The sequence below is a fragment of the Chryseomicrobium palamuruense genome (assembly GCF_042649045.1).
Lineage (GTDB): Bacteria > Bacillota > Bacilli > Bacillales_A > Planococcaceae > Chryseomicrobium > Chryseomicrobium palamuruense.
Map to the genome: position 1 here is coordinate 21471 of NZ_JBHSEF010000009.1, position 24418 is coordinate 45888.

The window sequence follows — 24418 nt, forward strand, 5'->3', positions numbered from 1 at the left end:
AACATCATATTTTTGTAAAGGATGAACTAAAAATGAAAATTAAAAAGTTGGATATTTATGCAATTCGCCTTCCATTGACTACGCCATTTATCGTTAGCTACCACTCCTATGACGACATGCCTTCCATTATTGTGAAACTAACAACGGATGAGGGAATCGTCGGTTACGGGGAAGCCGTGGCGGATGATCATGTGACTGGTGAATCGTGGGAAAGTACCTATGCTCTCTTGAAGCACTCCCTCGCACCAGCTGTCCTTGGCATGAATCCGATGCATATGGAACGTCTACATGACAAAATGGATGCGACAGTCTATCAAGCCCCTGCAGCGAAAGCGGCAATTGATATTGCTTGTTACGATGCGGTAGGAAAAAAACTAGGAGTTCCTGTGTACAACTTACTAGGCGGTCGTTTTCATGAACGGTTCCCTATCACACACGTTCTGAGTATCGGCGAACCGGAAGGGATGGCTCAAGAAGCTATAGAGCGAATGGAACAAGGTTATACCTCTTTTAAAATGAAAGTAGGACGTGATGTTACGAGCGACGTTGCTCGTATTCGTGCAGTACGACAGGCAGTAGGAAAAGATGTGGCGATTCGAGTCGACGTCAATCAAGGGTGGATCAATGCAGCCTCCACCTTGCAAGCTCTGGAGCAAATGAAAGACCTCGGTATCGATTGGTTGGAACAACCCGTAAAAGCAGATGATATCGACGGAATGGTAGAAATTAAAGCAAAATCGTCGACGCCTCTGATGATCGATGAAGGATTGAAGTACAAGCGGGAAATGCGCGAAATCATCCAACGTTCTGCGGCACACAAAGCGAATATTAAATTGATGAAGTGTGGCGGAATTTATCCAGCAATGAAACTTGCCCATATGGCAGAAATGGCGGGCATCGATTGTCAGGTAGGTTCAATGGTTGAATCTTCCGTAGGTTCAGCAGCTGGATTCCATGTTGCGTTTGCTAAAAAGATTATTAGCAGTGTGGAGTTGACAGGACCGTTAAAGTTCTCCAAAGACATTGGAAATCTGCGCTATGATGTCCCATTCATCTCTTTAAATGACCAGGCAGGGCTTGGTGTAGATGTGGATGAAACGATTTTACAGGAATTGACGGTAGAACAGACGACAGTGGAAGGAGAGTAACAGATGCGTACCATTCAAGTCGGTCCCTATCCTCTCCAGGTCCGATTATTGAGTCACGATGATTTTCAGGGTATTCTCCAACTTCAAGAGAAAGTCTATAGGTCCCTTGCACAGCCGGAGCACTTGCAGCAGCTGACAGAAGAAGAAATCGATGTGATTCTTACTCAGCAGTTATTTGCCGGAGCTTTTAACGAGGAAAAGCTTGTTGCAGCTCGTGCTTTTTTACGGCCGGTGAATGACCCGGAACATCTTGCGAAAGATGTAGGGATTCCCGAAGACGAGTGGGAACACGTGATCTACTCAGAAATCACAGTAGTTGATCCAGATTTTCAAGGGTATGGTCTTCAAAAGAAGCTCGGGGAATGGTGGCTCGAGAGACTTGTAGAAAGTGATGTAAGTTACATCTGTACAACGGTAGCGCCTTTCAATATTGCGAGCATGAAGGACAAATTTCATCTCGGTATGAAAATCGCTGCACTAAAACATAAATACAATGGAAAGCTAAGATATGTATTTGTAAAAAACCTTCATCGGTCGTCGCAATGCCTTGAGGAAACACGCAAAGTTCCTATGATAGAAACCGCCAAGCAACAGCAGTTGCTCGCTGAAGGATTCCTCGGTACAGCCATCAAGGAAGAACAAGGGGTCTGGTGGGTCCACTACACACTAGTAGAATAATAATTCAATCTATTTATTTTTAGCTAAATCCGGTACACTGTAGCTAAAAGCAAAAGGCGGTGAACGACATATGAAAGATAGCCTCTCCATCCTCGGGATGGCGCTTCTTGTGTCGGTTACTGCCTTTTTTGTCGGTTTTCTTTTGCATGAGACCATTAGTTTGAACGTTTTCCTTTGGGGAGTAGGTGGGGCGCTCCTCGGAGGTGCTATCGGCTGGCTTCTTACGACACGTAAACATTTAAAAGAAGTAATCCATCATTACAAAGTAGAAATGAATAATGTTAAGCGGCAAATCAACTCTGCGAACCAGGAATTAACGGCTCTTTACAATAACACCAATGCGTGGATGTGGAGCATAGATATAGAAGCTGAAAGACTACACGTGTCAAAAGGGATTCTAGCCCTCTTTCAATATACACAAGAAGAAGTTGATGCAGATTATCAGATCTTCTATACACGTGCAGTCGAAAGTGACAAACATCTCGTCAAGAAGCATTATGAAAAATTGCTGAGCGGAGAAGCAACAAAAAAAGAGTGGCGTGTGTATAAAAAAGATGGGACGATTGTTCATTTGAGCTCCGCAGGGGAACCTATTTTTGGGGAAAATGGGCAAGTCATTCGTATCGTTGGGGTAGTCGTTGATTTATCAAAAGAAGTGGAACTTGCAGAAGCGGTGAATCGGATTGCTATGACGGATACATTGACGCAATTACCGAACCAAGTCCACTTTAATAAGAGATTAGAAGAAATGGTAGAAATGGGGATGGAGGAGAACCCACTAGCTATCTTCTATTTCAATGTCGATCGATTAAAATTTATTAACGATATGATGGGATTTGAAGTTGGAGATGAATTACTAATATTGATTGCTGAACGTCTGCCTATGTATTTTGGTCATGAAACGCTCATGGCACGGTACGGGGGAGATGAATTCCTTGTGGCCTACCCCTACCAAGATCAGGAGGCCATGCAACTTAAAGTGGATCAGTTTCTGCAGTCTTTCAGGTCGCCATTTTTAGTTGATGACGAAGAGCTGTTTCTCACGATTAGTGCAGGAGCGGCACTTTATCCGAAAGACGCCAAAACGATGAACAGCCTGCTATCAAAGGCGAATGCCTCATTGAAACGAGCAAAACTTAAAGGAAAGAACAATATTCAGTATTATATAAGGGAAAATGAAGAGCTTCAGAGACGACGTCTTCGTTTAGAGCATGATTTAAAACGGGCGTTAGAATACCAAGAATTTGAGCTTTACTATCAGCCGAAAGTTTCTTTGGTTACTCGAAAAGTGCAGGGTGTCGAAGCATTGATTCGATGGCAACATCCTATCCTAGGAGAGGTTTCCCCAGGAGAATTTATTCCCATTGCAGAAGATTCTGGACAGATTGTATCGATTGGAAACTGGGTGCTAACTGAAGCGGTACAGCAGATTCACAGGTGGCAAGTAGCGAACACACCTATGCGTATCGCTATCAATGTCTCGAGCGCGCAATTAGAATCTCCCGTATTTATGGAGAATCTGGAGCGCCTTATGGAAGAATACAAAATTTCTTCGAATCTGCTAGGTGTAGAGCTGACAGAAGGCATGGTTCAGAATCTTGATTCGGCGATTCCGGTTTTATTCAAATTGAGACAATTAGGGGTGACCATCTATATTGATGATTTTGGTACAGGCTACTCATCGCTTGCCATCTTGAACCAGTTGCCGATTGATTTCATAAAAATAGACAAATCCTTTGTGCGTGAAGTGCCTCATAACGCGGGACAGGCAACCCTTGTAAAAACCATCATAGAAATGGGACGCAATCTCGGGTTTCAATTGGTTGCGGAAGGCGTAGAACGTGAAGAGCAAGCAGAATTCTTACTGCAGAACGGCTGTACCAAAGCGCAAGGCTTCTATTTCTCACATCCATTGCCCATCCATGAATTCGAAAAACGTTACCTCGCCTGATTTCTCCAGATGGCGGGGTTTTTTGGTACAATGAAGTGAGATGAACAATCCAGAATGGAGGATTTCTGTGAAAGCCAATCCAGCAACTAAAGGTGCGATGCGTGTCCTGAAAGAAACGAGTCGCACGTTCTATATACCAATTACTTTTTTACAACGTGATTTAAAGAAAGCCGTAGCTTCTGCTTACCTATGTATGCGTGCTATTGATGAGATTGAAGACCACGAAGACATTCCAAAAGAGCAGAAAGCGAAAGTATTGCAAAAAACCGCGGCACTTCTCGAAGCGAAATTTGATGATGTAGCGTACCAACAAATGCTCCAACCGATTCGTCATTTGCTTCCTGAAGTGACACTGAGGTTAGCTGAATGGGTGGAATTTTGCCCAGAAGGTGCCAGACGGCGTATGCAACTGGCGACAGCTGAGATGGCAGAAGGGATGGCGAAGTGGGCCTTGAAAGACTGGGTCGTTACCACTAAAGAAGATTTGGATGATTATACGTACTACGTAGCAGGTTTAGTAGGCGTCATGTTGTCCGATTTATGGGAGTGGGACGCGGGCATTCGCACAGATCGTAATCTGGCCATTGGCTATGGTCGCGGACTACAAGCCGTCAATATATTGCGGAACCAAGAAGAAGACTCAGAGCGTGGGGTCGGTTATTTTCCGGACGATTGGTCGCGGGCTGATATGTTCGCTTATGCGGAAGAGAATTTAGCAAAGGCCGATGCCTATATGGAAGACATCAACAAACGCAGCATTCGTTTGTTTTGTCAGTTACCTTTGACGTTTGCCCATAAGACACTCGATGCGATGAAACAAGGGAAAGAAAAAATGACGCGCGCGGAAGTAGAACGAACTGTACAAGAAGTGGCAGGGGACGATTGGGAGGAACGCACATGAAAAAAATAAAATGGCTCGTTCCGATTATGGTCGTATCCGCCGTCTTATCGGTGCTGGTCTTACGTGATCATCCCGATGTCACCTTTCAAAATAAAGTGCTGATCACCATTGGTGCATCTCTCTTATCTGCGCTCATTGGCTTCATTTTACTGAAAGAAGACATTGATAAAGTCGACCCAAAGCCTAAAGAGGAGCGTAACTCATGACAAAAAAATTATGGTTCCAAGTGGGCGTTGCCATTTTGCTCGCCCTTGTGATTATTCGAATGATAGTCGAGGTTCAGGCTATCTTTAACCCGTTTTTTGTAATCTTACGCACGATTTTCATCCCACTGCTACTAGGTGGGGTATTATTCTATCTGGCTCGCCCTCTTGTGAAATGGATCGAGAAGAAAGGAATGCCAAGATGGGGATCGATTAGTCTTGTTTTGCTCTTATTACTTGCCTTATTAAGTGGATTCTCTTCTCTTGTAGGTCCGATGTTAACGAAGCAAATCAATGACCTGGTGGATAATGGTCCAGAGCTAGTAGAAGACATAGAGAATATGACGGATTACCTTTTGCAACAGCGTGATCGCCTACCTGACTCTATGCAACAATCAATCCAAGATGCAATTGGTCGTGCCAATGAATTTGCAGTTTCTGGAGGTACCATATTAATCACTTTCTTCCAAGGCTTGTTCCAAGGGATATTCATGTTGGTCTTAGTACCATTTTTCTTGATCTATCTGTTAAAAGACCATGAAAAGTTTGCCCCATTTGTCGCAAAGTTCTTTAAAGGCGATAAGAAAACATGGATCCGAAAAACACTTGCCGATATTGATGAAACGTTACGTACGTATATTCAAGGACAACTCCTTGTCAGTTTCTTAGTCGGAATCATGCTGTTAATTGGCTATTTAATTATCGGTTTAAGATATTCTTTACTTCTTGCGTTATTTGGTATGTTAACGAATGTTATTCCGTTTCTTGGACCTTATTTAGCTGTCATACCAGCGATGATTATCGCGTTTACCCAAGAGCCCATTATGGCACTTTGGGTAGCCATCATTATGTTGGTTGCCCAACAGATTGAGAGTAACTTAATCACACCGAATGTGATGGGGAAATCACTCGACATCCATCCGTTAACCGTCATTACGATTATTTTATCTGCCGGAAGTTTAGCAGGTCTCTGGGGAATAATCCTTGCGATTCCTGTATATGCCGTGATCAAAACTATTTTAAGTAACATTTACGCACATCGAGGGGAAATCAAAGACACAGCAAATAAAGATGTCTAATTCAAAGAAGTCACCTCTTTAAGGGGTGACTTTTTTCAATGTATGGGAACCTTTTCCAACGATTTGTGGTTAACTAAAGGAAGAGAAAGTAAAGGGGATGTGGGAATGAAAACGGCATTGAATATGTTTTACTATTTGCTTGTGGTAGGATCATTAGGGTTTATTGGACTCGTCAGTGCATTTGTGTTGACGTTGTCGGGTGAGGGGGAGTGGCTCATTCCACTGGTGATTGGACTCGTATTTCTATTTGTATTATTTGTTCACGCATATCACAGAGATTCTCGGCAAAAAACAGTACGCACGGTAAAGATTTTTGCGGTGTTGATGACGGCAGGGTTGATCCACCCCCTGTATGAACTTTATCAAGATTCGATTCCAACGGTTTCCGCCGAAGTGAATGTGTTTGAGTATCAGCCTTTTACAGACAATAAATTAAAGCCGTTAGATGAAACGCCTGACATCACATTCACTAAAGATATTCCGCGTCTAGACGGGGCAACGGCCCTTTATCCGCTCTATGCCGCTGCCGCCGAGATGATGTATCCAGCAGATGAATATGATCCGTACGCAAGCAAAGTCTTAGTCAGTCAAACGCCGGAAGCCTATACCAATCTGATTGAAGGACGCGTCGATGCCATCTTTGTAGCAGGACCTTCCCAGGGACAGCTTCAGACAGCCGAACAAAAAGGTGTAGAGCTTCAAATGACACCAATTGGTCGGGAAGCGTTTGTATTTTTTACACATGCGAACAATCCAGTAGAAGATGTGACATTAGAGGAGATTCAAGGCATTTATAGTGGCCAAATCACAAACTGGTCAGAGCTTGGTGGGAAAGATGATAAGATTCGCGCCTTCCAAAGACCGGTCGATAGCGGAAGCCAAACAACTCTATTAAAAATCATGGGGGACGTGCCCGTTATGGAGGCACCCGCTGAAGACATCCAAACAGGGATGGGAGGGATTATCCATGAAGTGTCAGAGTACAAGAATCATAAAAATGCAATTGGGTACACTTTCCGCTTTTACGGTCAAGAAATGGTGGGGAACGATCAAATCAAATACTTGGCAATCAACGGGGTGAAGCCGACGAAAGAAACGATTGGGGACGGAAGTTACCCATTTGGCGCAGAGTTCTATATCATTACGACGCAAAACAGTCACCCGGAAGCACGCAAGTTAGTAGATTGGTTCACATCTAAACAAGGGCAACGCCTTCTGGAGCATGCTGGGTATGTGCCACTCGCAAAAAATTAATTCAATCAAAAGCCGCTACATGGAAATCAATTCAAGTAGCGGCTTCGTTTAATTCGTTAGCGGGCAAAATCCACATGTGACTTGCCCGGGAATATCTTTCGCTAGGCAGCAAGTCGTGCGGACAACCCCGTTTAGCATCTCGCCTGGTGAACGTCCCTTTGTAAAGGCAGCGAAAAGGTTTTCTCCTTGGAAAGCTTCGGGACTTTGCATGACTTCCCAGTCCGCCAAAGCTTTTGCTTGTATATCCGGCTGTTGCAGGAACACATGGTAATGCCAAATCAAATAGCCAAAGACATTTTCCCAGTGAATCCGCTGGATAGCGGGGGATGCGCTTAAGGATTCAATCGTATCAGTGACCAGTTGCCAGATGCTTTGAATGACACGCAGACGCTCATCCGGAGAAACTATAAACTGAGATTCATCAATATATGCGCTGACATTCAACCGTCCAAATTCCTGAACTGCAATCCAATGAATTTCAGATGCTGTTCCACTCCAGTATTCATCGTACAACGTATAATTCCAAAACTGTGTTGATGTAAAAAGACCAAGACGTCTTGTGAAATATGCAGCAGTGGCCGTTTTATGTGGCGCCTGCGTGATTTCTTGAAGAACTCCAAGATGCTCTCTCACTTCTCCTGTATGAAAGAGAACAGGACCTGCGGGCTGCAGATAGACACTGTATTGAAGAAGGTGTTGGCGTTGGTAAGAAGTAATCATGCTTACAGTATAAAAGATTTTTTCAGAACTCGCTTGACTATTTAATTGAAAATGATTATCATTACCATAAGGTCAATAGCTATCGTGGCTTTTCTCCAAAAGGACACGGATCTCTCACCCCCCTCAATTGTGAGAGAATAGAAAAAGCGTCAACCACACGGGTTGGCGCTTTTGTTATACTTTTTTCGTTTCTCTACGCACATCGCGGAAGAAAAATTCATAAATCACTGGCACTATAATCAGAACCAACTCTACGTAATCTTCGCATCAAACAACTTATCCTTGCCAAATGTCTCAAGGGCTCTCTAAATGTCCCCCCTTTGAAAAATGCCAAATTTAAAAAGCACACCTCAGGACGAAATGTGCTTTTGTTGAAGACGTATACTTTTTTTCTGTTCCCAAATCGTGTGTAAACTATGAGCAAGCATGCCTAAGACGATGACAGCCATTCCGAAAAGAGCCACAGGAGTGGGGAGTGGGAGTCCAAGAAGCAGCATCTCACCAGCTACGACAAATAAAATTTCTGTCGACTGGGTCGCTTCCACACTTGCCAAGCGACTTTGGTTGTGACGAGCTAGATCTGTTGCCATAAAGAACAGGACGGTAGCGACCACTCCGGAACTTACACCGACTAAGAACGATTGAAACACTTGCCCGGATGAGGGAAGCCCAACCGTCATGGTTGCATAGATGGCAAGTAGGAGCCAGATAGGCAAGGAGGCGAGTGTCATGCCTAGTACCCTCTGATACGGGTCAAGTCGACCATTCGTGTGGGCCATCATCTTCCGGTTTCCGAGTGGATAGGCAAAAGCTGCTACCATGACCGGAAGAGCGCCTATCATAAGAGTAGAAAGAGAAACGGTTTCTGCTTGCGGCAAATGAAGCAAAACAATGCCTATTAAAATGATGGCGGAGATGACAAGGGCCGCTCGTGGAATTTTTTCTCGCCCACCGGATACGTTAAGAAATAGGGGGGCCAGAAAAATACCTGCGATAATCGTGAATTGCCACATGCCTGCGACAAGCCAACCAGGTCCGAACGCAGCTGCATAGGTAAGCGGTGCATAAAACAATACAAATCCTACAAAGCTCCAAATAAGCCAAGTTTTTGGCGATTTTCGCATATCTTCCCTAAGAGCAGGCAATCCTTTTCTCCACAGCACAATGACAAGTAAAAAAGGGACCATGAAAAAGTACCGCAACGAGGCGCTCCACATCCAGTTTCCACCGGACAATTCCATTGCATGATTCAAAATGAATGTCACTGCAAAAAAGAGAGAAGCTACTATACCGAGCCCAAGTGCTTTCATGGCCATTCCCCCAATCTTACTTCCCTACGCGTTTGATGATCTCTTTCACGACTTCCGTTGCTTTTTCCATATTGTTGATTGAAATGTACTCGAATTTCCCATGGTAGTTCTCGCCACCCGTAAAGATGTTTGGAGTCGGCATGCCCATATAAGAAAGCTGAGAACCGTCTGTACCCCCACGGATTGGGATAATGAGGGGCTCAATAGATAGATCTTCCATGATTGTTTTCACCTGATTCACAATTTCCATCACCGGTGTGATTTTCTCACCCATGTTGTAATATTGATCATTTAACTTAACCTCAATGGCGTGATCGCCATAAGCCGAGCGAATCGCTTGTGCTGCGTCATGGAACCGTTGTTTCTTTTCTTCAAATTTTGATTTATCAAAGTCACGAATGATATAGTCCATCACCGTTTTTTCCACTTTTCCATGGATGTCCATCAGATGTACAAAACCTTCATAGCCTTCTGTTTTTTCAGGTACTTCATTCACTGGCATATGAGACTGGAATTTCATTGCCATCGTAATCGCATTGACCATTTTATCTTTTGCAGAACCTGGATGTACACTGACGCCGTGTGTCGTTACGCGCGCACCTGCTGCATTAAAGCTTTCATACTGTAGCTCTCCAAGTGGTCCGCCGTCCATTGTATACGCATAATCTGCTCCAAATGCTTGGACATCAAATTTGTGTGGTCCACGACCGATCTCCTCATCCGGTGTAAATCCGATGCGAATCTTGCCGTGAGGAACTTCCGGATTGGCTAAGAAATAATCCATCGCTGTTAAGATAATGGCAATACCGGCTTTATTGTCAGCGCCAAGCAGGGTCGTACCATCCGTTGTCATCAGGGTATGTCCTGTGTATTTTGAAAGCTCTGGGAAGTCCGAAACATGCATCGTCACGGACTCGCTCAGCTGTATATCCTTCCCGTCATAGGATTCAATCACTTGAGGGTTTACATCTTTACCTGTGTAGTCCGTTGCTGTATCGACGTGAGCAAGGAAGCCGATGGTAGGAACATCTGCATCTGTTGTTGCCGGGAGTGTTGCAAATAAATAGCCATTTTCATCTAACGAAATTTCGGTCAAACCCATTGTATGAAGTTCTTTTTCTAATAGGTGCAATAGGTCCCATTGCCCTTCTGTCGAAGGGCAGCTTGGGCTCTCTGCATTTGATTGTGTATCTATTTTGGCATAAGTAGTTAAACGGTCAATTAGCGTTTGTTTCATGGAAAGTATTTCTCCTCTCGAATTAAAAATCACTTCTTCAGTGTAGCAGATATCTGACGATTCCGAAACTTGTTCAGACACAAATAAATGCTCCTCCGAAGAGAAGCAAATGGGTTTTATTTTTCTGTGAAAATACGCTCAAAAGCGCGTTCAATCGTCGAAATGGTATGGATGTCATTGAAGTTGATGCCGAGTTGAACAGCGGTTTGCGCAATCTCAGGTCGAATGCCTGATAAGATAAATTTCACGCCAAGGAGTCGCAGCGCTTCTATCAATTGAAAGATCTGTTGAGCGACCATTGTGTCAATGATAGCAACCCCGGAAATGTCGACGAGAAGCGTATCGATACGCTTTTGTGTGCACTGAGTTAAGGCATTTTCAAAGATGTATTTTGCTCGGTTCGTATCAATATCACCGACTAGCGGTAAGATAGCGATCCCTTTACTTAAGGAAATGACAGGGGAGCTGAGCTCGTTAATCATTTCTTGTTGTGCCCTTAATTTAGTTACAGAGTAGTTGTGATGTTCCTCTGTAAACCACGTGACAATCTTTGAGAATGTATGTGTGATATCCATGATCCATTGCTGCACTACTTCATGTGAAAGGTCCTCTTGCTCTCGCTCGTATTGACAAATAAGCTCCACATATTGTTGTTGCGTATTAAAGAATTCCTGCAATATATGGTGCAGTGGTGTGTTCAAGTGTTCTGGGTCGCGTGCAATTTCAATGACCCATTCTTCAAAGTCTTTTAAAAACGTTTCTTCATCTTCAATAAATAATTTACAGAACCGTTCGTGAAAACCGTGATTCTGTTTTTTTACAGTTTCTATAACGGTCGGGTCTTGTGAAGCGTAGACACCGCCTGTATGACTCTTGTCTAAGTTGGCATACCACTGTTCTGTGAGATCCCATGTCTTGTTCAACAGATATGAATACAGCTCCTTTGATTCCTTCATTATCCGATCTCTCCTTAGTTCAACACTTAGTTTCTAGTGTAGAACAGTCGACGGAAAAAATACAGTGAAAAAGAGACGGCCGCAGTGGCCGCCCCTTTCTTCCAGATTAAAGTTCTTCGTCGTTGACGCTATCAAGATACGCTTCAATTTCTTTGACAACCGCTTCAATTCCGCCTTCTTCAAATGGGGATTTGAGACCTGCTGCAGAAACGAGTTTCGTGAATGGTAGAGAACCACCCAGCGTACAAAGGTACAGATAATCCTTCCATGCGCCGTCGAAATCTTCACGTGAACGTTTCCAGAACTGGAACGCACAGATTTGCGCAAGCGTGTAATCAATGTAGTAGAACGGGGACCCATAAATATGTCCTTGACGTTGCCAGAACGCGCCTTCTTCTAAGTACGGGTTGCCATCATAATCACGGTGAGGCAAGTACGTCTGTTCAATCTTTTTCCATGCCGCTTTGCGCTCTGCAGGCGTCATTTCCGGATTCTCATAAATGACGTGTTGGAACTCATCGACCGCGACGCCATATGGCAAGAACAGCAGTCCACTCATTAAGTGAGAGTATTTGTATTTCTCGGTCTGATCTTTGAAGAAGTTTTCCATCCAAGGCCATGTGAAGAATTCCATACTCATCGAATGGATCTCTGCGGACTCAAATGTTGGCCAGATGTACTCAGGTATTCCGATATTGCGGCTTGAATACACTTGGAATGCGTGACCTGCTTCGTGCGTTAACACGTCGATGTCACCAGACGTGCCGTTAAAGTTTGAGAAGATGAACGGCGCATCGTAGTTTTCGATAAACGTACAGTAGCCACCCGCTTCTTTCCCTTTTTTTGCAACCAGGTCCATCAGGTTGCGATCAAGCATGAACTGGAAGAACTCGTTTGTTTCAGGTGACAGTTCCTCATACATTTTCTTTCCGCCTTCAATAATCCATTCAGGAGATCCTTGTGGCGTAGCGTTTCCTGTTAAGAACGTTAGCGGCTCATCGTAATGCTTCAACTTGTCAACACCGATGCGCTTTGCTTGTTTCTCATAAAGCTTTGTTGCGACAGGTACGATGTAGTCACGGACTTGGTCGCGGAACGTTTTCACCATTTCCGCCGAATAGTCGATACGGTTCATACGGATATAGCCAAGCTCAACGAAGTTATTGTATCCGAGTGTTTTAGCGATTTCTGTACGTACTTTTACCAGTTGATCGTAAATCTCGTCAAATTTGTCAGCATGCTCTGCGAAGAAGCCAAATGATGCCTCTTTCGCTTTTTTACGTGTCTCACGATCTGTGGACTCTGCATAAGGACCGAGTTGAGCAAGCGTTAGCGTTTCTCCGTTGAATTCAACTTGTGCAGATGCGACAAGCTTCGAGTAGTCCGATGCCAATTTGTTTTCTTTTTGGAGAAGTGGCATGATTTCAGGTGAGAATGATTTGATTTGGAATTCGGCAAGGTCAAACAATTGTTGCCCCCAACGTGCTTCTAAATCACTACGGAATGGTGATTCGATCAACGCTTTGTAGTAGTCTGTCACGATTTCTTCCATCTCTGGAGAGATCTCATCGAAGTAATCGCGCTCCGATTGGTAGAAGTCATCATTCGTATCAATCGATGCACGAATATATACAAGGTTAGCCATCGTTGAGAAATCAGCACGCAGCTTATTTAACGTCTTAATTGCTTCATTTTGTTCATCAAACGACTTCGCGCCTTTAAAGGCTTCTAGTGCGGTTTTTGCTTGTTCTTTTAGAGAAGACATATCTGGACGTTCATATGTATACTCTTCAAATTTCGTTGTCATACAGTATTCCTCCTTCATTTCTTCAGTTACCGAAGGTCTCAACGTCTATTGTTTCTTACTTTCCATGCTTTGGCAAGCGTTTTCGGCAGAAAAAACAGAAAATTAAAAATCGTAGTAATCGTTGAAATGACTGGATTGGGCACACTTTCATGTAGTTGAGATGTGCAGTTAGTATGAAATTGGGAGTTGACAAACAAAATAAAGGTATCCTATACTACGATTCAACAGACAGACGTATATTATACTCTTATCCAGAGTGGCGGAGGGACTAGGCCCTGCGAAGCCCGGCAACCAACAAGCATTTGCTTGGAAAGGTGCTAATTCCTACAGATTCAATTGTGATCTGGAAGATAAGAGGAGGACAAGCGTAGGCCCCTCTTCTTAACTGAAGAGGGGCTTTTGCATTGTCACTTCCTCTCTGGATGTCTGATCTGACACATTAAAGGAGGAAGAACAATGACCAATTTACGCCCAGAAACGATTTTACTTCACGGAGGACAACAGCCAGATCCAGTGACCGGTTCACGTGCAGTGCCGATCCACAAGACGACATCCTTTGTGTTCCAAAATACGGAGCATGCCCAAAACCTATTTGGCTTAAAAGAAGCGGGGAACATCTATACGCGCATTGGTAATCCGACAGTAGACGTATTTGAGCAGCGTGTCGCTCAACTAGAAGAAGGAACAGCAGCAGTTGCCTTATCTTCCGGCATGTCGGCGATTGCTTTTTCCATTCTGAACATTGCGGGGGCAGGAGACGAAATTGTAGCGGCTTCTAATCTTTACGGCGGAACGTATAATCTATTCGCTCATACGCTTCCTCGCTACGGGATTACAGTGAAGTTTGTCGATGTGACGAACCCGGAAAACTTCCGTGCAGCAGTGACACCAAATACGAAAGCCTTCTTTGCCGAGACGATTGGAAACCCAAGTCTACATGTCCTCGATATCGAAGCAGTAGCGTCTGTTGCTAATGAAATTGGCGTACCTCTTCTCATAGATAATACGTTCGCAACACCGTACGGAACACAACCGATCAAGCATGGCGCCCACGTCGTGATTCATTCGGCAACGAAATGGATTGGTGGTCACGGGACGACCATTGGTGGTGTGGTTGTAGACGGAGGCAACTTTGACTGGAACAGTGATAAGTTTCCTGGTTTCACAGAACCAGACGTGACCTATAATGGCCTTCGTTACGGCATCGATGTGGCTCAAGTTGCATTTGCTATCAAGTTGCGCGTCCAGCTTCTTCGTGATTTTGGTCCAGCCCTTAGTCCGGAAGCGGCGTTCTCATTTCTACAAGGACTCGAGACGCTACACCTACGTGTACCAAAACATAATGAGAATGCGCAAGCTGTTGCCGAATACCTGAAGCAGCATGAAGATGTGGAATGGGTCAACTACCCAGGACTTGAAGACCACCCGTCGCATGAACTAGCACAAAAGTATTTATCACAGGGAGCAGGATCGATCTTAACGTTTGGAGTCAGAGGAGGCAAAGAAGCAGGTCGTCTCTTGATTGACTCGATTCCACTGTTCTCTCACGTGGCGAATGTAGGGGATGCGAAATCATTGATCATCCATCCAGCTTCAACCACACACCAACAGTTAGGAGAGGGAGAAGAACTGTTACGCTCAGGCGTTACTCCGGAACTGGTACGCTTATCGATTGGACTGGAGCATATCGATGATATTACAGAGGCACTCGACGCAGGTTTACAAGCCATTCGAAAAGCAGCACTTCCTGTCTAAATGTGTTTTTAAGAAAAACATTTGTCCTCTATAGAAAGATTTTTCTTGTTTTCTGGGTCACAATCCTCTAGAATAGGAAAAATAACAGACATCGAGATTATCTTGAGTTGGAGGAATGGACATGGCAAAACTACGAGCAGCAATTTTAGGATATGGAACAGTCGGGCAGGGGATTCATCGCATCCTGCAAGATAAGCGGGAAGAACTTCATCAGTCTCTTGGGCTGGATATTGAAGTCGGCGCGATTCTTGTAAGTGATTTGGAGAAGGAACGACCTGCTGCACCAGGCGTCCGCTTCACCGATAACTTTGATGAGGTCTTGTCTATTCCAGGATTGCAAGTCGTGTTTGAAGCCATCGTCGGAGAAGAGCCAGCTTATGGGTACCTGTGCCGCGCTATTGACAAGGGCTGTCACGTCATCACTGCGAACAAAGTGATGTTCTCACGGTATCATATCGATTTACATGAACGTGCAAAAGCAAAAAATGTCTATATTGGTTACGAGGCGACGACTGCTGGCGGCGTCCCGGTCATTAAGACACTGAAAAATCTTTTGCAGGTCAACTCTGTCCACCGGATTCAAGGCATCTTGAACGGAACATCGAACTATATATTGACGTCGATGCGCACGGATAATAGCTCATTTGAAGATGCGCTCCGCGATGCACAGGCACTTGGGTATGCGGAAGCGGACCCGTACAATGACGTATCGGGAATGGATGCGTATCATAAACTGATGATTTTAAGTGCCCTCGCGTTCAGCGAACAACCGGATCGACAGGCAGTGGATGTGAAGGGAATCGATGCAATTACTTTGGAAGACGTGAAACGAGCGCAAGAAGAAGGACTCCGTTACCGTCATGTAGCGGAAATCATCCAGCACTCGAATGGGCGACTGGAAGCCTCCGTCGGTCCACAGCTTGTCGGTCCGGATCATCCACTCTACGCTATCGAAGGCGTCAACAATGCCGTTGCTGTCGACACGAACTACATTGGAACTCTGACACTTGTCGGCCCAGGCGCGGGTATGTATCCAACCGCCAGCGTCATGGTCGAGGATTATGCGGAGATTATAGGGAAACGGGCGGGGTTTATGATTTCTATTTAACATTAGATGTGGAGAACGCTCGTTCAGAAACCGTGAGCTAAGACGGGGGCTCCAAAAATGCGCCCTTTGCATTTCTGGAGGTCACGGATTAGTGAAGGGGTTTCTAGCGTTCGCAACTCGATAATGCCAGATGTGAAGCGACCTGCTCCAGAAACTCCGAGAAAATCAGGCTTCTGAACACCTACAGATGCTATGTATAGAGATGAACAAATAGGGCTGTCCCATGCTAGAAATAATGCATGGGCAGCCCTATTCTTGTGATTCCATCTGTAAAGCTTTACCTTGCGTCTTTTCAAATTTTTTTGGGAAAGAAACACTAGACAATACGAGCGATTTGTCCGCTAATAAATGATGTTTTTCCTACAATACGCGCATCTTTTCCTACAATAAAATAACAACCCCACAAAAAACAAGATTCTTCCGACAATCCAAGAGATTTCCCCTACAATTCTATGGTTTCTTCCGACAATCCTTTAGCTTGCCTCTAACTTTTCTCAAAATCAGAATACCCAAGTTCTTGCTCGCAAGATCTCCCTCATATCGCTCTAGGTGGAATCGTCTATGGACTTTTTCAAAGAAAAGTCCATTGCTAAAAAAGAAAAATCCCCACTTTCTTTAAAGAAAGCAGGGACGTGGTTTAATTCAGGCCTTCAATGATCTGTTCAGCAAAGCGTAATGCCTCATCTATCGTTTGATTTTGAGCCAAGTGATACTTTACAAGATAACCGGCGCCTTCTTTATCAAAGCCGATGTAGGCAGTGTCGCGGGCGTGTCCAGGAATCACTGCAAAGTCCACTTCTTCACCTGCAATTTCACGAACTTCCGCTCGGTCCATTGAACCGTAGGTTTCCGGGAAAATGGTTAATTCCGCTAGTGGAGCATCTTTAAACAAGTCTCCTTGAATCAGTTGCAAATTATTTTGCTCTGCCCAGTTCTCTACAGTAAAGCCTTCCATTGGCTTTGTTGTTGTCTGGTAGATCAATTGAGCTGTTTGAATTTCTTCTGTTTCCGGGTCTTGCTCAAAGTAAGCCAGACCGATTTCGTGGTTTTGTAAAGATGGAATCGCCACGTCAGTACCGAATGCATCTTCTATTTGTTGTTCCACTTCATTCACTGGTTCGTTTGCTTCTTCGTCTTGGCATGCTGCGAGGAAAAGTGTGGCAGCACTGAGTATAAGCCATTTTTTCATGATGTTCGCTTCCCCCTCTATGCGCTACTTTATCACTGATTGAAAAATCTGAAAAGGGGAAGGGAGACCTAAATTGCCGATTTTTCTAGTTTTGTGAGAAATTCGTGCATCAAAAAACCGACTCCCTAGAAAGAGAGTCGGATTGATGATTTATTCAGGCATATAAATTCCAGAACCTGGTCCTAAGTCGATGCCAAATGCCATCCATACGAATAGCATGATCGTCCACACGACGAAGAAGGCTATCGAATATGGAAGCATTGTCGCAATCAACGTCCCAATGCCCACTTTTTTATCATACTTCTGAGCAAACGCAATTACGATTGCGAAGTATGGCATCAGTGGAGAAATGATGTTTGTTGATGAATCGGCAATACGATACACAACCTGTGTTAGTTCTGGTGTGTAGCCAAGTTGCATCATGATAGGAACAAAGACCGGAGCCATGATTGCCCATTTAGCAGAGGCACTCCCGATAAACAGGTTGATGAATCCTGTAATCAATAAGAAAGCGATGATAAGTGGGTAGCCTGTGAAACCAGTATTCTCTAATAATTCTGCACCGTTTACAGCTAACACCAATCCAAGATTTGATGTCGTAAAGTATGCAACGAATTGTGCGGCTACGAACGCAAGCACGATGTAGGATCCCATTGTTTCCATCGTTTCAGATAGTTGGTTTGCTACATCTTTGTCATTGCGAATCGCTTTCGTGATGACACCATACACAAATCCAGGAACAATGAACAGAATCAAGATGACTGGTACAAGCACTTGGAAAAATGGAGCTGTGACAATATCTTCTACGCCAGCGCGAAGAGGTCCCCAAGAAGGAACAACAAGTAATGCTAAGCCGATTGCTACAACAATAATGGAAGCAAGCGCAGCCCACAGTCCTTTTTTCTCAAGAGCAGATAACGTATTTACTGTTTCTTTTACATCTCCTTTATAGGTACCAAGCCGAGGCTCAACGATCTTTTCTGTCACAAGGGTACCTACGATTGTAATCATAAATACAGATGCAAACATAAAGTAGTAGTTCATCGCATAGTTGATGCCTTCAGCATATTCCGGGTTTATAATAGCAGCTGCATCTTGCGTAAGTCCACCAAGAAGTGGGTCAAGTGATGTCAGTAACAAGTTAGCACTGAATCCACCAGATACCCCAGCGAAAGCCGCTGCAAGACCTGCAAGTGGATGGCGTCCTAAACCAGCAAACAGTACTGCACCAAGTGGTGTTAATACAACATATCCTGCATCCGCAGCCATAGAAGACATAACTCCACCAAATACTAATGCAGCTGTTAATAGTTGTTTTGGAACAGATGTCACTAGTCCGCGAAGAGCCGCACTGATAAGACCGGAACGCTCAGCAAGACCAATTCCTAGCATCGTCACAAGTACGGTACCAAGTGGGGCGAATCCAGTGAAGTTTGTTACCATACTTTGAAACAGGTACAGGATTCCTTCAGAGTTTAATAAGTTTTTAACCGTTAACGTTTCTCCCGGGTTCATCGGGTCTTCCACACTCACGCCAAGCGTTGAGAAAATCGCGGAAAGAACGAGGATGATCACAGAGAAAATTGCGAATAAGGTTACGGGATGCGGCAATTTATTCCCTGCGCGCTCGATACCATCAAGGGAGCGAAGGATGAAGCCACGTTTTTTCGCAGTTTCCATTGTAAAACCTCCAAATCATATCACAATTCTGACAATTACCTGTAAAGGCATTTGTTTATTATAAGAAGAATTGCTTGGAATAGATAGTCATCTGCTAATATCCGGAATTGCAAAAGGATTGCGAATAGGGCAACAATAAAAATCCCAGCCATCAATTGGCTGGGTCAGTCTTCGTCTTTGATGTCAGGGTCTTCGGGAATCGGCGTGTTTCGCCATTCTTCAATCCAGGCTTTTACTTGCTCGAGCTGTTCAAAATGACGCGTGAATTGGTCACTGTTGATCAGAAATTGCTCGCCATCATGAATGGCTTTGATTCGCCGTTCGAGGATGTAGCGACGCACTTGTTCTTCAGGCATTTGAAGATGCGCGGCTGTTTCTTCAATCGTTCTATACATTTCGCCGGACCTCCTTGTATACTGAGTAGGATAAATTCAATTTGAGAGTGGCAAGGAGAGATTTCATTGTCTAGTTTACCATATTTACTCGTCTTACTTGGAGCCATTCTCTGGGGAACAACAGGGACGGCACAGACGTTTTTACCGGATGACGCCCATCCATTTGTGGTGGCAGCTGCTCGCTCAGCTGTAGGTGGCTTTACCCTACTCATTCCGCTTCTTATTATGAAGAAAATCAATTTCCGTACATGGACGTGGAGGGAAACGATTCTCGCCGCAGTATGTATTGGTCTTTTCCAGATGCTGTTCTTCAGTAGCGTTAAGCTGACGGGAGTAGCCATTGCGAGTGTTGTAGCCATTGGCAGCGCACCGGTCTTCTCTGGTCTAGTTGAATGGTCGCTATTTAAACAACGTCCTACACGGATCTGGATGATTTCCACTGGGTTTGCATTACTTGGCTGTGTGTTCTTGTTCTTGAATTCCGGCGCGGTAACAGTCAATCCCGTCGGTGTCATGTTATCGCTGGGAGCCGGAATCGTCTTTGCCATCTATACAATGTCGAGTAAGTCTTTGGTGGCCAAACAAGATGCAGTAGCAGCTGTAGCCATGACATTCAGTGTAGCGGCCGTTCTGCTATCGCCATTCTATGTGATTAACGGTGCTGAGTGGACGATCGAACCTATGAATGCACTCGTTTTACTTTATCTCGGTATTGGCACAACAACATTTGCTTACATATTCTACACATCGGGCTTGCGGAAGATTCCATCGAGCTCTGCCCTGACTCTGTCTCTTGCTGAACCCACGACTGCAGCCATTCTTGGCGTTTTTATAGTAGGCGAAGTGTTCACATGGAATTCGTGGGTCGGTATTATCTTGCTTCTAGGAAGTATTGTCGTTCTTACCATCGGCGCGAAGTATACAACTAAACATTAGCTTACACAACACCTCAACTGATTTCATACCGGTTGAGGTGTTCTTTTGTGAGAATCCTGCATGCACTGTAACTCTTTGATGTAAGTTTAATGAAATTCAACATAGACCTGTACAAATCACCTGTCATTTTGAGATGATAGAAAAGTGTGAAAATTAAAATGAGGGGTCATAAAAATGTTTCGCATGTTAAAAACACTATTTATTGTTGAGCGCACAGATAAAAAGACGCTCTTTGCATTGCTCGCCATTGCGATTTTTTCATTGGCAATCAGTATCTATTGCTATCAGACAGAGTTAGGAAATCCGATTGAACAGAAATCGAATGAGTCTTTATCCGTAAAGGTCGCACTGAATAAATTCCAAGTGGTGGATGCGACAGAGAATGGTCCGGGGAGTCCGCTTTATAAAAATGTCGTCCAGCAAGACCATGCTTATACGAGACAAGGGATGTCGCTGAAAGTCAATCGTCCGGAACTGTATTTAGAATCTGCGCTACGTTTAACGCAACTTCGTAAAGATGCGTTCACGATGGACGAATACGACAAAGTAGCAGACATCATGCCACAGATGATCGAGAACGAACTAGATTATTACTACTATAGCTATCTATCGCAGCTTGAAGCACCACCGCCATTTGCGGCGTATACATATACTCAGTTTTTAATGTATCTACTTGGATTTGTCGGAGCCTTTTGGTTTTTAGTCGTCGCCGTCTATTCTTCGAACATTATGATCGAAGATTTCCGCCATACGACACTCATTAAAGGCTACCCAATTGCATTTGATCGCTACGTATTGGCGAAAGTGCTCGTGACGTGGAGCGTTACCTGTCTCTTTCTCTTTACGCTGCTGTTATTTAGCTTACCGTACGGCTTCTTAGGGGAATGGGGAAGTCTCTCGAGCGTGATTGCGGTCTGGAACGGCGAAGTGGAGATCCATACGGTGCTTTCGTATAGTGGTTTCGCCATTGGATATATGCTCGTTTTATCTCTTGTCGCTATCGTCAGCTCAGTGATTTTGAACGTGCTCGTCCGGAATGTCTACATCACCGTCTTTATCCAGCTCGGTTTAGTCGCTCTACCGATTATGTTTCCACGACTGGCGACACTCGTACCTTGGTATCCATATCACTATGTCAATTTTCCGTCTCTGTTGCGCGGAGAAAGTTTGATGGGTGCGTATCCTGCAGAGCTTTCTGCCTGGACGGGACTTGTCGTCTTGACCATCTACTTGGTGCTCTTACTAGCCCTCGTCAAATGGTTCTTATCCAGCGGAAAATTACAACGGGTCTAAGGAGGGGACAGCTATGTGGAATTTTATCAAATGGGAAGCGCTACAATTCATGAACAACAAAAAGAATCAAGCCGTCTATATTATCCTTCTTCTTCTTAGTCTGTATTATGCGTTCGCTGTTGCACCGAACTACGAGCCGATTGAAAAGGTGGACCGGGATGAGATGCAGGCGGCGTACGACACGCGGGAGGCATTTTTAGAAAGTGTTGAGGGGAGAGAAAATCTTCATCCCGAGGTTCTCTTTGCAGCCTCTGTTTTCGTGCCATGGAACGAAGTGGAGAAGAGACGGATTGATGCCCTTGATGAAGGGGACTTCGTCACCTATGCTTCGGCGACTGCAGAATGGTACAATTCGATGAATGATTTAATCATTCAGTACGGAGAAAATTTTTATTACAACCCGCTTTACTATTCATATGGCAACCGATTTGCTAAAGACGATGGCTTTTACGGCTACGGCTACGCAACGAGTCGTTACCAGGAATTTGCAGAAGGAAATCACGCACTTTCTATCGAGTTGTTTGAAGAGCGCACAGCATTACAAACGCTTCAACGGCTGTTAACGGATTTCTTGCCATTTGTAATCCTGATCAGCTGTATTTTGTTGACAGCAGATATTGTCTTAAAAGACCGCCGCAATCCAAGTCTCGTCAAAGGGTTCCCGATTGCGGACTGGAAGCGCATGTTTGGGAAGGGCGTCGTCGCATTTATCGGTAGTCTAGTCGCCATTTTCCCATTAAGTGCAGGACTCTTCATCATTGGCCTGCGGGAAGGGTTTGGCGATTTCACGCTCGGTGTGCCCATTTACAATACAGACGTCACGATATTCAATTTTACACCCAACATCTTTTCTCTGATGCCGATGTGGGAATTCCTGTTGAAGAACCTGGCCTTCTTATCGCTCTGGTTCGTTGCCTTGATTGCTGTGATGATTCTGCTCAGCATCACCGTGCGGCTTGAGTTCATCAACATTGCTGTCGGGCTTGGCATTCTTTTCGTCGAGTTTCTCTATTTTGAACGAGCGGTCAGTCCGTTTACTGATGCCTATTGGTATCCGACCTCGTACGTACAGGTAGGGCAGGTCATTTCCGGCACCCGGGACTTCTTATACGCGTCCGAACTCTTTACTGTGGACCGCGGTGTGATGCTCGTTTCCGGAAGTGCAGCCATTTGTATCTTACTTATTCTACTGATCACGACCAATAAACGCTTTTCCTATACAAAGTAAGGAGGGACCGAAATGCTTGAGTTGAAACAGATAGGCATGCAGTTTCAAGAGAAGCGCGTGCTCGATGACATTTCCATCACATTTGCACCGGGCCAAATCATTGGCCTAGTCGCACCGAATGGCACAGGGAAATCCACACTGATGAACGTCATCATGAACTACCTGTCGCCGAAACAGGGACAAGTGGTTGTAGGCGAGGGCTTGAAGTACACAAGTAAACCAAATGAAGTGAAGATTCACCAAGTGATGTCCATGATGCCGGACCAAAATGATTTGTATAATCACGTATCCGGAAAGAACCATATGAAGATTTACCAAACGATGTGGAACAGTCGCCCGGAATTGATTGAAGACACGATTGAAAAGCTCGGGATGGCGTCTTACGTGAAGAAAAAAACCGGCACCTATTCTCTTGGCATGCGCCAGCGACTGTGCTTTGCGATGCAGATTGTCTCCGATACCCAAATCATGCTGATGGACGAAGTGATGAACGGGCTGGATCCCACACACGTCGAGATGATCTCCCAGATTCTTGTGGAGAAGAAGCAGGAAGGGAAGACCATCATCATTGCTTCGCATTTACTGGAGAACCTGGAGCAATATGCGGATAAGATCTACTTCTTTAAAGAAGGCAAGCTGCATCTAGTAGATGATTTAGCTCCCGGGTTTTCAGCAGATACGGTGACGACGATTCGTCTTCCGAAAGTGACTGCGGAAGAGACGGCACGAATTGGGGCTAAGTTTCCGAACCTTGAGATGCAGAAGTTGCCGAACGAGACGATCTTGATTGATATTCAGGATAAACCAGACGAAGAAATCACGACGCTCGTCACATTCCTCGTCGCGTCACACATTACCGATTTCCATTTCGGAAAAGTCTCGCTTCACGACTTATATTCGATGGAATATCAATAAAACATGCGAAAGCCCTCCGACTTGGAGGGCTTTTTGTGTGGGATTCGGATGGGGAGGGAGATGATTGTGACATTAAATTGTGTGATTAGGACAATAAATGTCTTGATTGTGACATTAATTTGTTTGATTGCGACATTAAAATTTCTCATTAATACATTACTCGTATTATGGAAACTAAACTCCACCAAACAAACGTCCCAACCCCTTTCTAAAAACCCCTCTAAATGCCAAACACGCCCTTCACCTGTGCCATAAAGGACTGGCCCACCGGCAACTCACTGCCATCTTCAAGTACAACCACCAAATTCGACATCATATCCCGTGTGATTCTATCCACAGCAGACAAGTTCACAATATACGACCGGTGGATCCGCAAGAAGTCATCCGATAGTTTTTGCTGCAACTCCTTCAGCGGAAGCGTGACTGAATAGGCTTCTCCGTCCGCGTATACCCACGTCTTTTTATGTAAACTTTCCATATGAGTGATCGCCGTTAACCGAAGCGGCTTCCAGTCGTCTTCTTGCCGTACCGTTAAAAATCGTGGGGCTCTCTGTTGCATCATTTTCGTCTGTTGCATCGTGTTCCTCCTCCAATTTCTGTGTTTGTCATCGAAAAAAGCATGTTCGTCTGAAAAAATTGATGGTTTGTCAAAATGCCGTGTCAAAATTCAATCTC

General features: G+C 44.6%; 22 protein-coding genes and 1 riboswitch. Of the genes, 13 read left to right on the forward strand and 9 right to left on the reverse strand.

Annotation, left to right across the window (positions count from 1 at the left end; translation table 11 throughout):
• Window positions 1-32 precede the first annotated feature (32 nt).
• From ACFO0S_RS01470 to ACFO0S_RS01500, 7 genes are all read left to right on the forward strand, one after another.
• Window positions 33-1148 (forward strand): mandelate racemase/muconate lactonizing enzyme family protein, encoded by a 1116-nt coding sequence (locus ACFO0S_RS01470; protein WP_378139424.1) that lies wholly within the window; start codon window positions 33-35, stop codon window positions 1146-1148.
• 3 nt (window positions 1149-1151) lie between these two features.
• On the forward strand, window positions 1152-1826 hold the full coding sequence (locus ACFO0S_RS01475) for a hypothetical protein (RefSeq protein ID WP_378139426.1): 675 nt from the start codon (window positions 1152-1154) through the stop codon (window positions 1824-1826).
• Window positions 1827-1896: 70 nt separating this feature from the next.
• Window positions 1897-3777, forward strand: coding sequence for a bifunctional diguanylate cyclase/phosphodiesterase (locus ACFO0S_RS01480; RefSeq protein WP_378139428.1), 1881 nt, complete (start codon window positions 1897-1899; stop codon window positions 3775-3777).
• Window positions 3778-3817: 40 nt separating this feature from the next.
• Window positions 3818-4678, forward strand: a complete 861-nt coding sequence (locus tag ACFO0S_RS01485) for a squalene/phytoene synthase family protein (RefSeq protein ID WP_378139430.1) — start codon at window positions 3818-3820, stop codon at window positions 4676-4678.
• Window positions 4675-4884 carry a hypothetical protein gene (locus ACFO0S_RS01490; protein ID WP_378139432.1) on the forward strand — a complete coding sequence of 70 codons (210 nt, stop codon included), beginning with the start codon at window positions 4675-4677 and terminating at the stop codon, window positions 4882-4884. Before ACFO0S_RS01485 ends, ACFO0S_RS01490 begins: the two co-directional genes overlap by 4 nt.
• Complete coding sequence (locus ACFO0S_RS01495) at window positions 4881-5960, forward strand: AI-2E family transporter (RefSeq protein WP_378139434.1); 1080 nt, start codon at window positions 4881-4883, stop codon at window positions 5958-5960. Before ACFO0S_RS01490 ends, ACFO0S_RS01495 begins: the two co-directional genes overlap by 4 nt.
• 105 nt (window positions 5961-6065) lie before the next feature.
• On the forward strand, window positions 6066-7214 hold the full coding sequence (locus tag ACFO0S_RS01500) for a PstS family phosphate ABC transporter substrate-binding protein (RefSeq protein ID WP_378139436.1): 1149 nt from the start codon (window positions 6066-6068) through the stop codon (window positions 7212-7214).
• Window positions 7215-7262: 48 nt separating this feature from the next.
• Here the strand turns inward: ACFO0S_RS01500 and ACFO0S_RS01505 are convergent, their stop codons facing one another.
• The 5 genes from ACFO0S_RS01505 to ACFO0S_RS01525 form a co-directional block, all read right to left on the reverse strand.
• Window positions 7263-7847 carry a hypothetical protein gene (locus tag ACFO0S_RS01505; protein ID WP_378139438.1) on the reverse strand — a complete coding sequence of 195 codons (585 nt, stop codon included), beginning with the start codon at window positions 7845-7847 and terminating at the stop codon, window positions 7263-7265.
• A 437-nt stretch (window positions 7848-8284) separates the two neighbouring features.
• The gene (locus ACFO0S_RS01510; protein ID WP_378139440.1) at window positions 8285-9244 is read right to left on the reverse strand and encodes a DMT family transporter; all 960 of its coding nucleotides are present in this window, start codon (window positions 9242-9244) and stop codon (window positions 8285-8287) included.
• Between the two features lie 16 nt (window positions 9245-9260).
• Window positions 9261-10481 (reverse strand): peptidase T, encoded by a 1221-nt coding sequence (gene pepT / locus ACFO0S_RS01515; protein WP_378139442.1) that lies wholly within the window; start codon window positions 10479-10481, stop codon window positions 9261-9263.
• A gap of 116 nt (window positions 10482-10597) precedes the next feature.
• Window positions 10598-11437, reverse strand: coding sequence for an STAS domain-containing protein (locus ACFO0S_RS01520; protein WP_378139444.1), 840 nt, complete (start codon window positions 11435-11437; stop codon window positions 10598-10600).
• A 106-nt stretch (window positions 11438-11543) separates the two neighbouring features.
• On the reverse strand, window positions 11544-13244 hold the full coding sequence (locus ACFO0S_RS01525; RefSeq protein WP_378139446.1) for a M3 family oligoendopeptidase: 1701 nt from the start codon (window positions 13242-13244) through the stop codon (window positions 11544-11546).
• 244 nt (window positions 13245-13488) lie between these two features.
• Window positions 13489-13601: riboswitch (SAM riboswitch) on the forward strand.
• Window positions 13602-13700: 99 nt separating this feature from the next.
• On the opposite strand from ACFO0S_RS01525, the gene ACFO0S_RS01530 reads away from it, so the two are divergent.
• Window positions 13701-14999: an O-acetylhomoserine aminocarboxypropyltransferase/cysteine synthase family protein gene (locus tag ACFO0S_RS01530; RefSeq protein WP_378139448.1), complete on the forward strand. Its 1299-nt coding sequence runs from the start codon at window positions 13701-13703 to the stop codon at window positions 14997-14999.
• Between the two features lie 121 nt (window positions 15000-15120).
• Window positions 15121-16107, forward strand: a complete 987-nt coding sequence (locus ACFO0S_RS01535; protein ID WP_378139450.1) for a homoserine dehydrogenase — start codon at window positions 15121-15123, stop codon at window positions 16105-16107.
• A gap of 637 nt (window positions 16108-16744) precedes the next feature.
• On the opposite strand, the gene ACFO0S_RS01540 is transcribed toward ACFO0S_RS01535, so the two are convergent.
• From ACFO0S_RS01540 to ACFO0S_RS01550, 3 genes are all read right to left on the reverse strand, one after another.
• Window positions 16745-17296: a YajG family lipoprotein gene (locus tag ACFO0S_RS01540; protein ID WP_378139452.1), complete on the reverse strand. Its 552-nt coding sequence runs from the start codon at window positions 17294-17296 to the stop codon at window positions 16745-16747.
• A gap of 150 nt (window positions 17297-17446) precedes the next feature.
• Window positions 17447-18976 carry an AbgT family transporter gene (locus ACFO0S_RS01545; RefSeq protein ID WP_378139454.1) on the reverse strand — a complete coding sequence of 510 codons (1530 nt, stop codon included), beginning with the start codon at window positions 18974-18976 and terminating at the stop codon, window positions 17447-17449.
• Between the two features lie 164 nt (window positions 18977-19140).
• Window positions 19141-19371 (reverse strand): MerR family transcriptional regulator, encoded by a 231-nt coding sequence (locus ACFO0S_RS01550; protein ID WP_378139456.1) that lies wholly within the window; start codon window positions 19369-19371, stop codon window positions 19141-19143.
• Between the two features lie 66 nt (window positions 19372-19437).
• Between ACFO0S_RS01550 and ACFO0S_RS01555 the strand changes: the two genes are divergently transcribed.
• From ACFO0S_RS01555 to ACFO0S_RS01570, 4 genes are all read left to right on the forward strand, one after another.
• A complete protein-coding gene (locus ACFO0S_RS01555) occupies window positions 19438-20307 on the forward strand; it encodes a DMT family transporter (RefSeq protein ID WP_378139458.1) in 870 nt (289 codons plus the stop codon).
• 174 nt (window positions 20308-20481) lie between these two features.
• The gene (locus ACFO0S_RS01560; protein ID WP_378139460.1) at window positions 20482-21600 is read left to right on the forward strand and encodes a hypothetical protein; all 1119 of its coding nucleotides are present in this window, start codon (window positions 20482-20484) and stop codon (window positions 21598-21600) included.
• A 13-nt stretch (window positions 21601-21613) separates the two neighbouring features.
• Window positions 21614-22828 carry an ABC transporter permease gene (locus tag ACFO0S_RS01565; protein ID WP_378139462.1) on the forward strand — a complete coding sequence of 405 codons (1215 nt, stop codon included), beginning with the start codon at window positions 21614-21616 and terminating at the stop codon, window positions 22826-22828.
• Window positions 22829-22840: 12 nt separating this feature from the next.
• Window positions 22841-23743, forward strand: coding sequence for an ATP-binding cassette domain-containing protein (locus tag ACFO0S_RS01570; protein ID WP_378139464.1), 903 nt, complete (start codon window positions 22841-22843; stop codon window positions 23741-23743).
• 220 nt (window positions 23744-23963) lie between these two features.
• Here the strand turns inward: ACFO0S_RS01570 and ACFO0S_RS01575 are convergent, their stop codons facing one another.
• Window positions 23964-24320, reverse strand: coding sequence for a LytR/AlgR family response regulator transcription factor (locus ACFO0S_RS01575; protein ID WP_378139466.1), 357 nt, complete (start codon window positions 24318-24320; stop codon window positions 23964-23966).
• Window positions 24321-24418 lie beyond the last annotated feature (98 nt).

Coding starts and splice junctions, on each gene's coding strand:
- ACFO0S_RS01575 (WP_378139466.1), bottom strand. CDS start 24,320: ATGCAACAGACGAAAATGATGCAACAGAGAGCCCCACGATTTTTAACG.
- ACFO0S_RS01480 (WP_378139428.1), top strand. CDS start 1,897: ATGAAAGATAGCCTCTCCATCCTCGGGATGGCGCTTCTTGTGTCGGTT.
- ACFO0S_RS01485 (WP_378139430.1), top strand. CDS start 3,818: ATGAACAATCCAGAATGGAGGATTTCTGTGAAAGCCAATCCAGCAACT.
- ACFO0S_RS01560 (WP_378139460.1), top strand. CDS start 20,482: ATGTTTCGCATGTTAAAAACACTATTTATTGTTGAGCGCACAGATAAA.
- ACFO0S_RS01545 (WP_378139454.1), bottom strand. CDS start 18,976: ATGGAAACTGCGAAAAAACGTGGCTTCATCCTTCGCTCCCTTGATGGT.
- ACFO0S_RS01495 (WP_378139434.1), top strand. CDS start 4,881: ATGACAAAAAAATTATGGTTCCAAGTGGGCGTTGCCATTTTGCTCGCC.
- ACFO0S_RS01490 (WP_378139432.1), top strand. CDS start 4,675: ATGAAAAAAATAAAATGGCTCGTTCCGATTATGGTCGTATCCGCCGTC.
- pepT (WP_378139442.1), bottom strand. CDS start 10,481: ATGAAACAAACGCTAATTGACCGTTTAACTACTTATGCCAAAATAGAT.
- ACFO0S_RS01565 (WP_378139462.1), top strand. CDS start 21,614: ATGTGGAATTTTATCAAATGGGAAGCGCTACAATTCATGAACAACAAA.
- ACFO0S_RS01470 (WP_378139424.1), top strand. CDS start 33: ATGAAAATTAAAAAGTTGGATATTTATGCAATTCGCCTTCCATTGACT.
- ACFO0S_RS01510 (WP_378139440.1), bottom strand. CDS start 9,244: ATGAAAGCACTTGGGCTCGGTATAGTAGCTTCTCTCTTTTTTGCAGTG.
- ACFO0S_RS01500 (WP_378139436.1), top strand. CDS start 6,066: ATGAAAACGGCATTGAATATGTTTTACTATTTGCTTGTGGTAGGATCA.
- ACFO0S_RS01520 (WP_378139444.1), bottom strand. CDS start 11,437: ATGAAGGAATCAAAGGAGCTGTATTCATATCTGTTGAACAAGACATGG.
- ACFO0S_RS01540 (WP_378139452.1), bottom strand. CDS start 17,296: ATGAAAAAATGGCTTATACTCAGTGCTGCCACACTTTTCCTCGCAGCA.
- ACFO0S_RS01475 (WP_378139426.1), top strand. CDS start 1,152: ATGCGTACCATTCAAGTCGGTCCCTATCCTCTCCAGGTCCGATTATTG.
- ACFO0S_RS01550 (WP_378139456.1), bottom strand. CDS start 19,371: ATGTATAGAACGATTGAAGAAACAGCCGCGCATCTTCAAATGCCTGAA.
- ACFO0S_RS01570 (WP_378139464.1), top strand. CDS start 22,841: ATGCTTGAGTTGAAACAGATAGGCATGCAGTTTCAAGAGAAGCGCGTG.
- ACFO0S_RS01535 (WP_378139450.1), top strand. CDS start 15,121: ATGGCAAAACTACGAGCAGCAATTTTAGGATATGGAACAGTCGGGCAG.
- ACFO0S_RS01525 (WP_378139446.1), bottom strand. CDS start 13,244: ATGACAACGAAATTTGAAGAGTATACATATGAACGTCCAGATATGTCT.
- ACFO0S_RS01530 (WP_378139448.1), top strand. CDS start 13,701: ATGACCAATTTACGCCCAGAAACGATTTTACTTCACGGAGGACAACAG.